Raw genomic sequence first — 12,264 nt, forward strand, 5'->3', positions numbered from 1 at the left:
GCCGCTCACCGCTCCAGCGGCGCTTTCAAGCAGGCTCGTCGTAGTCGAACCAGTCATCCAAGCGATCCAAGGCCTTGCGCTCGAAGTAGTCTTCAATGCCGCGACGGATCTGGTGACGCTTGAGCTGGCGCCCCTCCTCGCCGGGACGCAAAGCCGGGTTGAACTCTTGGTCATCGTCAAACTGGGAATCGTCGTACTGCAGGGTCTCCATCACAACACTCCGTCTATCTGGGTGGTGCGATAGCATCGCGCCGGAGGCGAATCGAGAAAAGCGAATTATTTTTCTCGTGATCAACAAATTTCCTTTTAAATCCGCGGGGTCCGCAGCCCTGACCTGACCTTTGACTATGCTTACCTCCATTCCCTCAACCTGCGGAGAAGCGGCCCATGACCACCCCCGAAAACCTGCGCAATATCGCCCTGCTGGGGCAGGCTGGCGCCGGCAAGACCACCTTGGCTGAAGCCCTGCTCCACCAGGCGGGGGCTATCCACCAGCGGGGATCGGTGGAAAAGGGGTCCGCGCTCTGCGACTTTCTACCCCAGGAGCAGGCCCTGCAGCACTCGCTGGATATCGCCCTGTGCCACTTCAGTTATGACGACAGCCGGGTCAACCTGCTGGACACACCGGGCTACCCCGACTTATTCCCCCGTGCGCTTGGCGCCCTGGCTGCGGTCGAAGCCGCGGTCGTGGTGGTCAATGCCTGCAACGGCGTTGAACAGATGACCCTTCAGGCCATGGAGGCGGCAAAAGCACGAAAACTTTGCCGAATGCTGGTCGTCAACCGCATCGACAGCCCCGACGCGGATCCTGAAAAAGTGCTGCTTGAATTGCAGGCGCGCTTCGGCGCCGAATGTCTTCCCCTGAACCTGCCAGCCCCGGGCGGCGTCGAGGTGACCGACTGTTTCTTTGCCCATGGCGAACACCCGTGCGCCTTTTCCTCGGTAGCCGAAGCCCATACCGCCTTGGTGGATCAGGTGGTGGAAGTGGACGAGGAGCTGATGGCGCTCTACCTCGAGCAAGGCGAGGAATTGAGCCCCGATCAACTGCACGCGCCGTTCGAACAAGCGCTGCGGGAAGGGCACCTGATTCCGGTCTGTTTCGTCTCGGCATTGAACGGGGCCGGCATCGAGCTGTTGCTGAGGGCCCTTTCGCAGCTGATGCCCACTCCTGCCGAGGGCAACCCCCCCCTGTTTTTAAAAGGCGAAGGCGATGAGGCCCAGCCCGTACAGGTGGTACCCGCACCTGATCGTCACCTGATTGCCCACCTGTTCAAACTGCAGATTGACCCCTATCTCGGCAAGCTGGGCCTGCTTCGAGTCCACCAGGGTACCCTGATAAGCGGACGTCCGCTGCTGCTGGGGGAGGCCCGCAAGCCGATCAAAGTTGCCCACTTACTGCAACTGCAAGGCAAAGAGCACCGGGAAATCGGCCGGGCCGTGGCCGGTGAAATCTGCGCACTGGCCAAAATCGACGAGCTTTACGTGGACGCGGTGCTGCACGACTCCCACGATGAAGACCATTACCACCTCAAGCCCACGCCTCTGCCCCCGCCCATGAGCGGTCTGGCCATTGCGCCGGTGCGCCACGGTGACGAGCAGAAACTCTCGGACGCTCTGCACAAGCTTGCCGCAGAAGACCCGAGCCTGCGCGTGGAGCACCGCAAAAGCCTCAACGAAACGGTTCTTTACGGCCACGGCGAACTGCACCTGAAGGTTGTGCTCGAGCGGATGCGCCAGCAGTTCAATGTTGAGGTCAGCACCCAGCCGCCGCAAATCGCCTACCGGGAAACCATCACCCAACCGGCTGAAGGTCATTACCGCCATAAGAAGCAGACAGGAGGTGCCGGTCAGTTCGGCGAGGTTCACCTGCGCGTGGCCCCGGGTGAGCCCGGTGCTGGCCTTACCTTCAGCAGTCAGGTGGTAGGCGGGGCGATCCCCGGCCAATTTATCCCCGCTGTGCGCAAAGGCGTTGAGCAGGCCATGGCCGAAGGCGTGCTGGGGGGCTTTCCCATGCAGGACATCGAGGTGGTAGTGCTGGATGGCAAGCATCACCCGGTTGACTCCAAGGAGGTGGCCTTTGTCGCGGCGGGCAAGAAGGCGTTTCTGGAAGCCGTACACCAAGGCCACCCGCGAATCCTTGAGCCGGTGGTGGCGGCCTCCATCGAGGTGCCCAGCCAAAGCCTGGGGGACGTAACCGGAGACTTGGCCGGACGCCGGGCGATCATCAACGGCACCAGCGCCCTGGCCGACGGACGTACCGACGTCGCCGCGCAAGTGCCCCTGGCGGAACTGGAAAGCTACCCCACCCAGCTCAAATCCATGACCGGGGGAGAGGGTCGCTTCAACATGCAGTTCAGCCATTACGCACCGGTGCCCGAGAACATACAGGCGCGCCTGGCCTCAGCGTACCAAGAGGCACATCAGGCGAAGAGCGTTTAAGACAGGTCTCAAAGGAACGTTGGTTTTTTTTACACTCGGCACCCAACCATCAGAATTTAGCGCTGTGAATCAGTACCTTAAAAAAGAGGACCATTTCTTGCTAACTTGCTAATAGTGTTTAGCACGAAGAAATAATCGGCACGCCACGGCCCTGGAGACGACGATGCTGCCCAAGCCCCTCTACGAAGCCCTGCCCTACGGCATTTTTGCCCTCGGCAGCCTCTGCTGGCTGCTGTCCGAGCGCCCGCTGGTGGTCGTGCTGGGCATTGTACTCTACTGCCTGGGGGCACTGCTCTGGGTCTGGCGCACCCACTACCGGCGCCGCGACCGGGTACGGGCGAACTTGGTTGATAAGGTCCGCTCGCAACGCCTGAAGCCCCGGTTCCGACACTGGGTCTGGCCCCGGGCCCTCTACGAAGCCATGCCCTTCGCCTACATTGCCGCCGGTTTCGTCCTGGCAACACTGCTCAGTCGAGATGCCACTTCCGGAAGCGCCACGCTCAGCAGCAGCCTGTTGCTAATGGCGACCCTGCTTCTGCTGCTTAGCGGCGTAACCGTGCTGGTGCTTCGCGGTCGCCACCGGCTCGCGATGGCCTCGAGTTAGCGCCGGCGCCGCCGATGTCCGGGCGCCCCGCCGAAAGGCCGCCCAACCATGCTCCCCAAGACCTTTTACGAAGCCCTCCCCTACCTTTACCTGGCGGTGGGGAGTTACCTGCTGCTATCGATGCAGACTGCCCTGCTGTGGGGTTGCGGGCTGCTCCTCTACTTCGCCGGGGCGCTTATTTGGATCAGGCGCGCCAACCACCGGCGCCCAATCCAAGCAACGCAGCCTCCCCCCACAGGAGCGGGCCCTGGCAGGCTCGGCCAAGCAACTTCTCAAGCGGCCGCACACCCCATCCCACCGCGCATTTACGAGCTCCTGCCCTTTGTCTATATTTTGACCGGATACCTGTGCTACGGCTATTATCGCCTGATGGTCCACTCCTATCCCGCCTTGGTGGCCATCGCCCTTTTCATCACCGCCGGCGCCTGTGCATGGGGTATGCGCGGCTACCATCGGGGCTATCACCGTACCCGGGCGGCCACACACTGAGCACATGACTGAAAAAGCGTTCTACCTGGCCTACGGATCCAACCTGCACCCCCTGCGGCTGGGTCTGCGGGTGCCCGGTTGCCGGCTTGTAGGGCGTGTGCACCTTCCCGACTGCCAACTTAGCTTTCACAAACGGGGCCAGGACGACTCCGGAAAGTGCAATCTGACCCTGGGACGAATCGGGGCCCGCAGTTACGCCGCTCTTTACCAGTTTGATGCCGACCAACAAGATGCCTTGGATCGCTGGGAGCGGGGATACACACGCCAACGGCTGACGGTTGTACTCGAAGAGGAGAAGCTCGAAGCATTCACCTACCTGGCCCATGCGGACCGGGTAAACGAATGGCTGCGGCCTTTTGACTGGTACCGGGCGCTGGTGCGCGCCGGGCTGCGCTATTTGGGCTGCCCCCCGGACTACCTTAGCGAACTGGAAGGAACCGCAGTCGCCTTTGATAACCACCCGGAGCGGGCGGCGATACACCAGCAGCTGCTAAAGCAGCTGCTTGATTACAACCGCGTGAACCCCGCCCCGGTGTTAAGCGAAGGTCGGTTGCTGGCCTGGCATCAGGACGCCTCGACCAACGCGTAGCTGTGAGTCACCTCCACGCCGCCCCGTTCCAGCATGATGGAGGCGGAGCAGTACTGCTCCGCCGAAAGGGCCACCGCACGCTTGACGTGAGACTCTTTGAGGTTGCGGCCGGTGACCACAAAGTGCACATGAATCCGGGTAAAGACAGCGGGAACGCTGTCGGCACGCTCAGCCTCGATCTGCGCCCGGCAATCAACCACATCCTGCCGGGCTTTCTTCAAAATGCTCATCACATCGAAGCTGGTGCAGCCCCCGAGCCCCAGAAGCAGCATCTCCATCGGCCGCGGCCCCTTGTTCTGCCCGCCATGATCCGGGGGGCCGTCCATGGTGAGTGTGTGCCCTGAACCGGTCTGCCCGTTAAACTGGGCGTCGCCGCCCCATGTGATCTCTACTTTCATTACCTTCTCTCTACTTGAACAGCGCCCGTAGTTGGGCCCCGGGGTCGTCCGCACGCATGAAGGCCTCGCCGACCAGGAAACAGTTGACGCCCCGCTCCCGCATGGCGGCCACATCGGCCGCGCTGTGAATACCGCTTTCCGTCACCACGATCCGGTTGTCGGGAATGTCGGCGAGCAGTTGATAGGTGTTTTCCAGGCTGACCTCAAAACTATGCAGGTTGCGGTTGTTGATGCCCACCAGGCGGGTCTCCAGCGCCAGCGCCCGTTGCAGCTCACGGGCATCGTGCACTTCGATCAGCACATCCATGCCCAGTTCCCGCGCCAGATCATGAAGGTCCCGCAGCTGGGCATCATCCAGGGCAGCGGCGATCAGCAGCACGCAGTCGGCGCCCATGGCCCGGGCCGCATAAACCTGGTAAGGGTCGATCAGGAAATCCTTGCGAATCACCGGTAGTCCGCAGGCCTGGCGGGCTTCGCGCAGGTAGCGGTCGCACCCCTGGAAGAAGTCCACGTCGGTGAGCACCGACAGGCAGCAGGCGCCCCCCTGCTCGTAGCTGGCAGCAATCGCCGCCGGATCAAAGTCGGCACGGATCACCCCTTTACTGGGGGACGCTTTTTTCACTTCGGCAATCACCGCCGACCGCCCCGCTGCCAGCGCAGTTTCGATGGACTGGATAAACCCCCGCGGTGCCCACTCACCAACGCGGTTGGCCTCGATCTGCGCCTGCAGGCTTTGCAACGGCTCAACCTCGCGGGCCGCCGCCACTTCTTCCACTTTGCGGTCGAGAATCTTGCGCAGGATAGTCGGTGTATTCATGCGTTATCCGCCCCTTCCAGCGCCTGGGACAAGCGCGCTAACGCCTCCAGTTTTTCCAGCGCGGCGCCACTGGCGATCACTTCCGCGGCCCGGGTGACCCCCTCTTTAAGGCTGTCGCTGAGCCCGGCCACGTAGATGGCGGCCCCCGCGTTCAGGGCAATCATGTCGGCCGCCTTGCGGGCCTGCAGGCTCTCGTCCCCGGCAAACGCACCCCGAATCAACGCCAGGGAAGCCTCGGCCCCGTCCACCTCCAGCCCGATCAGGCTCTGGCTGGCAATGCCCACCGCCTCGGGAGTCAGGCTGTATTCGCGCACCTCGCCATCCTTGAGTTCGGCAACGTGGGTCGCCGTCGCCAGGCTGATCTCATCCAGGCCATCGTCGGCGTGCACCACCAGAATATGCTCAGCCCCAAGCTTGTTGAGCACTTCCGCCATGGGCCGGCACAGGGCTTTGGCGAACACGCCGATCACCTGACGCTTTACCCCGGCGGGGTTGGTCATGGGCCCCAGAATATTGAACAGGGTGCGCAGCCCCAGCTCCTTGCGCGGGCCGATGGCATGCTTCATGGCGCTGTGGTGGGACGGGGCGAACATAAAGCCGACCCCCACCTGCTCGATGCAGTGCGCCACCTGCTCGGGGGTGAGCATCAGGTTGATCCCGGCCTTCTCCAGCAAATCGGCGCTGCCGCTGCTGGAAGAGACCGCGCGGTTGCCATGTTTGGCCACGTGGGCACCGGCGGCCGCTGCGACAAAGGAGGCGGCGCTGGAGACGTTGAACAGGTTGGCGCCATCGCCACCGGTGCCGACGATGTCGACTAGAGGCTCGCAGGCCACCTGCACCGGGGTCGCCAGTTCACGCATCACCTGGGCCGCGCCGGTAATCTCGTCAATGGATTCACTTTTCATGCGCAGCGCCACCAGGAACCCCGCCACCTGGGCATCGGTGCACTGGCCCGTCATGATCTGGCGCATCACCTCGATCATCTGCTCGCGGCTCAGGTCCAGGTGGTCCACCGCATTCGCGATCGCTTGCTGAATATTCATTGTTCTCCTCAGCGCTTGAGAAAATTGGCCAAGAGCGCGTGCCCCTGCTGCGTCAGTATGGATTCGGGATGAAACTGGACCCCCTCGACATCCAGGGTCTTGTGGCGCACCCCCATGATCTCTTCGATACCGCCATCGTCGGTCTCGGTCCAGGCAGTGACCTCGAGACAGTCCGGCAGGCTCTTCTGATCGATCACCAGCGAGTGGTAACGGGTCGCCTGGAAGGGGTTGTCGAGCCCGGCGAAGACCCCCTGGTCACGGTGAAACACCGGGGAGATCTTGCCGTGCATCACCCGGCCGGCGCGGACAACAGTGCCGCCAAAGGCCTCCCCGATACTCTGGTGCCCCAGGCAGATGCCGAGGATCGGCAGCTTGCCCGCAAAGTGCTTGATGGCGGCCACCGAGACTCCCGCCTCCCGCGGGGTGCAGGGGCCCGGGGAGATCACTAGGTGGCGCGGGGCCAGCCGTTCGATCTCCTCGAGGGTGATTTCATCGTTGCGAACGACCCGAACCTCGGCGCCCAGCTCACCGAAATACTGCACCACGTTGTAGGTGAAGGAGTCGTAGTTGTCGATCATCAACAGCATCAGCGGGCCCTTATGCGCAAAAAGACTATTGTCTATGCTGTGCGGGCAAAGTCCACTGATGCAAGGAAAAACTTGTTTTCCGGTAGCATTTATCCCCTGAACGCGGGCGAGATCGCCCCAGAAGAAGGAAGAAGGAAGAAGGAAGAAGGGGGAGTTTAAACAAGGAGGGAGCTAAACGCCCCCATCACCTGTGAGCACGACATTAAGTCAGCCGCAGCGGGCAAAGCCGATCTCCTGCCAGTTCTCGCCGCCGCTCTCCTGCAGCTTGATCACATCCACCACGGCCACGGATTCGGGCTGGGCATTCAGCTCCGCACCCTTCTGGCAGAGGCTTTTTGCGAAGGCCTGCGCCTCCACCGCTTGCGGCACTACCCCCACCGCCAGCCGGTTGAAATTCCAGACGTGAGATTTAATCGGCGCCTGGCTGACCAGCCACTCGTCCATGCGTTGTTTTTGCGCCACGGTCAAATCCGGACTCACCTGGGTATTGATATACCAGGTTACCGCCACCGAGAGGGCGATCAGAATAAAAACGAGGGGTTTCAGGTATTTTTTAAGCCACATAAATTTTTCGCCTTATCCCAGGCTCAAATAAGCCCGAGAGATCGTAAGCTAAAAACCGGCTCGGCAAAATAGCAAAAGGCCAAGAATATTTCTATTCTTGGCCTTTAAAAGGGTGCTTGGTTACTTAAATAAGCAAGCCTAGCCCTTAGTCTTTACACCAACCCAAAGCTTTACAACTACCACTTTGATCCCAAGTGATACTGCTGCCATTCAGGCTTGGCGTTACGATGAAGTCCTCATTGGTGCCATTGGCATCGCCATCAATCGTAGAGGTGATAGTCAGCGCACCGGCGGAGGTAGCGGACATGTCGCTGATATACTGAGGCGTCGTATCCTTTACAGGAACGCCACCGTTCCCCAGGGAGCAGTCAGTCTCGCCCTCAGTCAAGCACAGCGAGATCGCTTGCTTGTAGGCATTACCCACAGAGATAACCTCTGAGAACTGCGCTTTCCTAGTGTAATCCTGATACGCCGGCAGTGCGATGGCGGCCAGAATACCGATGATCGCGACAACGATCATCAATTCAATCAGGGTGAAACCCATCTGTTGCTTTTTCATAACATCTTCTCCTGGAAGTTTTTTAATGCAGGCCAATCCTGGCCAAAAATTCCTGATAGCGATCGCCTAATGGCGTACAATCAACGGTTGGTTAAGCCCTGGCGCTCCGGTTAGGAAGCCCCCCCTGTTATTGCTTGGTTTCGAGTATAGGGCGCGTTTTCTGACAAGTACACACGTGCTAAGGTTTACCGAACGACTGTTTGACTTACCTCAAAGTTCTCGGATTATGGGCGTGCAACCAATACAACCTCTGACCGGACTGGCCAAACGGCTGGTCAACGACAGCATTCTCTCTGCAGATAATGCGACCCAGGCCCTGCTGGAAGCCAACAAGCAGAAAACCTCCTTCATTATCTATGCGGTGCAGGAGAAGCTGGTCAGCGCCTACAAGGCGGCCACCGCTGCTTCGGACGAGTTCGGCATTCCCCTGCTGGACTTGGACGAGTTCGAGCTGAGCAACGCCCCCTCGGACCTGGTATCTGAAGAGCTGGTGCGCAAGCACCACGCCTTTCCGCTGATCAAGCAGAGCAGCCGCATCTACGTGGCGGTCTCCGACCCCACCAACACCGCCGCCCTGGACGAGATCAAGTTCCACACCGGGATCAACACCGAACCCGTGATCGTGGAGGAGGACAAATTGTCGGTCGCTATCGACAAATTCCTCTCCGCCCAGGAAGGCTCAGCCCTGGACGGGCTGGAAGATGCGGACCTTGACAACCTCGATATTGACGATGGCATCGACCCCAACGCCGACAAAAGCACCGATCCGGAAGACGCCGCCAACGACGCTCCCATCGTCCGCTTCGTCAACAAGATCCTGCTGGATGCGATCCGCCTCGGTTCCTCGGACATCCACTTCGAGCCTTATGAAAAGGCCTACCGGATCCGCCTGCGCACCGACGGCATGCTGCATGAGGTGGCCCGCCCGCCGGTGAACCTGACCCCGCGCCTAGCGGCTCGGCTGAAGGTGATGTCGCAGATGGACATCTCCGAGCGCCGCATTCCCCAGGACGGGCGCATCAAGATGAAGATCTCCAAGACCAAGTCGATCGACTTCCGGGTCAACACCCTGCCCACCATCTGGGGGGAGAAGATCGTGCTGCGGATCCTGGATTCGGCCAGCGCCCAGATGGGAATTGACGCCCTGGGCTACGAGGACAAGCAGAAGCAGCTCTACCTCAAGACCCTGGAGCAACCCCAGGGCATGATCCTGGTCACCGGACCCACCGGTAGCGGTAAGACGGTCTCACTCTATACCGGCCTGAACATCCTCAACACCCCAGAGCGCAACATCTCCACCGCGGAGGACCCGGTGGAGATCAACCTCGAGGGGATCAACCAGGTGCACGTCAATAACAAGGTGGGACTGACTTTCGCCTCGGCGCTGCGCTCCTTCCTGCGTCAGGACCCGGACGTGGTCATGGTGGGGGAGATCCGGGACCTGGAAACCGCCGAAATCGCCATCAAGGCGGCCCAGACCGGCCACATGGTGCTCTCCACCCTGCACACCAACAGCGCTCCGGAGACTCTGACCCGTCTTCGCAACATGGGTGTACCGGCGTTCAACATCGCCACTTCCGTTTCCCTGATCATCGCCCAGCGCCTGGCGCGGCGCCTCTGCCCACAGTGCAAGCAGCCCCGGGAGATTCCCGAGGCCGCACTGCTCGAGGAAGGTTTTACCGAGGCGGACATTCAGGCGGGCCTGACCCTGTACGAGCCGGTGGGCTGCAACGCCTGCAACGGCGGTTACAAGGGGCGGGTCGGCATCTACGAGGTGATGCCCATGACCTCCGAGATCGCCGAGCTGATCATGAACAACGGCAACTCCCTGGAGATCGGCGAGCTGGCCGCCCGCCAGGGGGTCAACAACCTGCGCACCTCAGGCCTGCTCAAGGCCGCCCAGGGGGTGACCAGTCTGGCCGAGGTCAACCGGGTCACCAAGCTATAAATCTTGCGCTCGGTCAAGGCTGCGGCTCGGGGCCGCAGCCGGCCCCAGGCTTTCTTGATATACTGCAACTCCTTTCGATCGGAGCGGATTGTTGTCGATGGCAGCCAAAGAAGCAAAACCCGTCACCTTTGTCTGGGAAGGCAAGGATAAAAGTGGAAACCTGAGCAAAGGCAAGATCGACGCGGAGAACGTGACCTTCGCCAAGGCCCTGCTGCGCAAACAGGGCATCATCCCCAAGAAGATCGCCAAGGAGCGGGTTTCGGCCTTCGGCAAGGCCAACAAGAAAATCACCCCGCTGGACGTGGCCGTCTTCACCCGCCAGCTGGCCACCATGATGAAGGCGGGGGTACCCATGATCCAGGCCTTCGATATCGTCGCCGGCGGTGTCGAGAAGACCCAGCTCAAGAACATGATCTTCGAGATCAAGAACGATGTCGCCAGTGGCGGCAACCTGGCCACGGCCCTGTCCAAGCACCCCAAGTATTTCGACGACCTGTTCTGCAACCTGGTACACGCCGGTGAGCAGTCCGGCGCCCTGGAGACCATGCTGGACAGGATTGCCACCTACAAGGAGAAGACCGAGGCGCTCAAGGCCAAGATCAAGAAGGCGATGACCTACCCCATCGCCGTTATTATCGTCGGAATCGTGGTCTCGGCGATCCTGCTGATCAAGGTGGTGCCCCAGTTCGAGTCCATCTTCCAGGGGTTCGGCGCCGACCTGCCCGCCTTCACCAAGATGGTGATCGGCCTCTCGGAGCTGGCGCAGAAATACTGGTACGTTGCTCTGCTCGCGATCATCGGCACAGGGTTCGTCTTCAAGGCCGTGCACCAGCGTTCAGAGGCCTTTCGTGACGCAATGGACAAGTTTTCGCTGAAAATTCCGGTCATTGGCGATATTCTGGACAAGGCGGCCATCGCCCGCTTTGCCCGCACCCTCTCCACCACCTTCGCCGCCGGCGTACCCTTGGTCAATGCGCTGGACTCGGCGGCCGGAGCGGCCGGCAACGTGATCTACCGCCGGGCCATCGTGCAGATCCGCAACGGGGTCTCCACCGGCCAGTCGCTGCAGAACGCCACCCGCATGACCGGCGTCTTTCCCAATATGGCGGTACAGATGATCGCCATCGGCGAAGAGTCCGGCGCCCTGGACGAGATGCTGGACAAGGTGGCCTCCTTTTACGAGGCGGAAGTGGACAACGCCGTGGACAACCTCACCAGCCTGATGGAGCCCTTTATCATGGCGGTGCTGGGGGTCCTGGTGGGCGGTCTGGTGGTCGCCATGTACCTGCCCATCTTCAAGCTCGGCTCGGTGGTCTGATTCTCGATGACCGCGTTTGATTACCTGCAGGCCCACCCGGGCCTGCTGATCGTTCTGGCCTCGATTCTCGGACTGCTCGTAGGCAGCTTTCTCAACGTAGTGATCCACCGCCTGCCGGTGATGATGGAGCGCGAGTGGACCGCCCAGTGCCGGGAGCTAATGGCCGGCGAGGGAGGCGATGCTGCCCAGGACCTCAAGCCGCATCTGGCGGAGGAGACCTTCAACCTGGCGGTGCCGCGCTCGCGCTGCCCCAAGTGTGGGCATGCCATCTCCGCCCTGGAGAATATCCCGCTGCTCAGTTATCTCTGGCTACGCGGTCGCTGCGCCGGCTGCGGTGTCCGCATCTCGCCCCGTTATCCCCTGGTGGAACTGACCAGCGGCCTGCTCTGCGCCGTTCTGGCCTGGCTCTGGGGCGCCACCCCGGCGCTGGGTCTGCTGATGCTCTTCACCTGGACGCTGATCGTGCTGACCCTGATCGATTACGATCACCAGCTGCTGCCCGACAGCCTCACCCTGCCCCTGCTCTGGCTGGGCCTGATCGCCAACGCCTTTGGGCTGATCACCGACCTGCAGAGCGCCCTCTGGGGGGCCGTGTTCGGCTACTTGACGCTCTGGAGCGTTTACTGGCTGTTCAAACTGGCCACCGGCAAAGAGGGCATGGGCTACGGCGACTTCAAGCTGCTGGCGGCACTGGGTGCCTGGATGGGCTGGCAGTCACTGCCGTTGATCGTCATCCTCTCCTCGCTGGTGGGGGCGCTGATCGGTGCTACGGCCCTGGCCCTGCAGGGGCGCGACCGCTCCCACCCGATTCCCTTCGGCCCTTTTCTCGCCATCGCCGGCTGGATCGCGCTGGTCTGGGGGGATCAGCTGATCGCCCTTTACTGGCAGTGGATCGGCGGTTACTGAGCC

At 61.4% G+C, this 12,264-nt stretch carries 14 protein-coding genes; 7 read left to right on the plus strand and 7 right to left on the minus strand.

Annotation, left to right across the window (positions count from 1 at the left end; translation table 11 throughout):
* Nucleotides 1-25: 25 nt before the first annotated feature.
* Nucleotides 26-211 (minus strand): PA3496 family putative envelope integrity protein, encoded by a 186-nt coding sequence (locus JGZ97_RS10780; RefSeq protein WP_207062626.1) that lies wholly within the window; start codon nucleotides 209-211, stop codon nucleotides 26-28.
* Nucleotides 212-387: 176 nt separating this feature from the next.
* Between JGZ97_RS10780 and fusA the strand changes: the two genes are divergently transcribed.
* The 4 genes from fusA (at nucleotide 388) to JGZ97_RS10800 (ending at nucleotide 4,121) form a co-directional block, all read left to right on the plus strand.
* Entirely contained in the window at nucleotides 388-2,439 is a 2,052-nt protein-coding gene (gene fusA / locus JGZ97_RS10785) for an elongation factor G (protein WP_207062627.1), read from the plus strand.
* A 163-nt stretch (nucleotides 2,440-2,602) separates the two neighbouring features.
* Nucleotides 2,603-3,043 (plus strand): hypothetical protein, encoded by a 441-nt coding sequence (locus JGZ97_RS10790; protein WP_207062628.1) that lies wholly within the window; start codon nucleotides 2,603-2,605, stop codon nucleotides 3,041-3,043.
* 48 nt (nucleotides 3,044-3,091) lie between these two features.
* Nucleotides 3,092-3,532: a hypothetical protein gene (locus tag JGZ97_RS10795; protein ID WP_207062629.1), complete on the plus strand. Its 441-nt coding sequence runs from the start codon at nucleotides 3,092-3,094 to the stop codon at nucleotides 3,530-3,532.
* A gap of 4 nt (nucleotides 3,533-3,536) precedes the next feature.
* Nucleotides 3,537-4,121: a gamma-glutamylcyclotransferase family protein gene (locus JGZ97_RS10800; protein ID WP_207062630.1), complete on the plus strand. Its 585-nt coding sequence runs from the start codon at nucleotides 3,537-3,539 to the stop codon at nucleotides 4,119-4,121.
* On the opposite strand, the gene JGZ97_RS10805 is transcribed toward JGZ97_RS10800, so the two are convergent.
* The 6 genes from JGZ97_RS10805 to JGZ97_RS18180 form a co-directional block, all read right to left on the minus strand.
* On the minus strand, nucleotides 4,097-4,519 hold the full coding sequence (locus JGZ97_RS10805) for an OsmC family protein (protein WP_207062631.1): 423 nt from the start codon (nucleotides 4,517-4,519) through the stop codon (nucleotides 4,097-4,099). The genes JGZ97_RS10800 and JGZ97_RS10805 overlap by 25 nt on opposite strands.
* A gap of 10 nt (nucleotides 4,520-4,529) precedes the next feature.
* A complete protein-coding gene (gene trpC, locus JGZ97_RS10810; RefSeq protein WP_207062632.1) occupies nucleotides 4,530-5,336 on the minus strand; it encodes an indole-3-glycerol phosphate synthase TrpC in 807 nt (268 codons plus the stop codon).
* On the minus strand, nucleotides 5,333-6,379 hold the full coding sequence (trpD, locus tag JGZ97_RS10815; protein WP_207062633.1) for an anthranilate phosphoribosyltransferase: 1,047 nt from the start codon (nucleotides 6,377-6,379) through the stop codon (nucleotides 5,333-5,335). The genes trpC and trpD overlap by 4 nt, the downstream gene beginning before the upstream one ends.
* An 8-nt stretch (nucleotides 6,380-6,387) precedes the next feature.
* Nucleotides 6,388-6,966 carry an aminodeoxychorismate/anthranilate synthase component II gene (locus tag JGZ97_RS10820; protein ID WP_207062634.1) on the minus strand — a complete coding sequence of 193 codons (579 nt, stop codon included), beginning with the start codon at nucleotides 6,964-6,966 and terminating at the stop codon, nucleotides 6,388-6,390.
* Nucleotides 6,967-7,173: 207 nt separating this feature from the next.
* On the minus strand, nucleotides 7,174-7,530 hold the full coding sequence (locus tag JGZ97_RS10825) for a hypothetical protein (protein WP_207062635.1): 357 nt from the start codon (nucleotides 7,528-7,530) through the stop codon (nucleotides 7,174-7,176).
* 145 nt (nucleotides 7,531-7,675) lie between these two features.
* A complete protein-coding gene (locus JGZ97_RS18180; protein ID WP_207062636.1) occupies nucleotides 7,676-8,089 on the minus strand; it encodes a prepilin-type N-terminal cleavage/methylation domain-containing protein in 414 nt (137 codons plus the stop codon).
* A gap of 226 nt (nucleotides 8,090-8,315) precedes the next feature.
* Between JGZ97_RS18180 and pilB the strand changes: the two genes are divergently transcribed.
* The 3 genes from pilB to JGZ97_RS10845 all read left to right on the plus strand — a co-directional run bounded on the left by pilB (nucleotide 8,316) and on the right by JGZ97_RS10845 (nucleotide 12,261).
* On the plus strand, nucleotides 8,316-10,037 hold the full coding sequence (gene pilB, locus JGZ97_RS10835) for a type IV-A pilus assembly ATPase PilB (RefSeq protein ID WP_207062637.1): 1,722 nt from the start codon (nucleotides 8,316-8,318) through the stop codon (nucleotides 10,035-10,037).
* A 97-nt stretch (nucleotides 10,038-10,134) separates the two neighbouring features.
* Complete coding sequence (locus JGZ97_RS10840) at nucleotides 10,135-11,355, plus strand: type II secretion system F family protein (protein WP_207062638.1); 1,221 nt, start codon at nucleotides 10,135-10,137, stop codon at nucleotides 11,353-11,355.
* Nucleotides 11,356-11,361: 6 nt separating this feature from the next.
* The gene (locus JGZ97_RS10845; protein ID WP_207062639.1) at nucleotides 11,362-12,261 is read left to right on the plus strand and encodes an A24 family peptidase; all 900 of its coding nucleotides are present in this window, start codon (nucleotides 11,362-11,364) and stop codon (nucleotides 12,259-12,261) included.
* The last annotated feature ends 3 nt before the right edge of the window (nucleotides 12,262-12,264 follow it).

Origin of the sequence: Motiliproteus sp. SC1-56, assembly GCF_017309075.1 — a bacterium.
In the GTDB taxonomy this organism is placed as follows: Bacteria; Pseudomonadota; Gammaproteobacteria; order Pseudomonadales; family Balneatricaceae; genus Motiliproteus.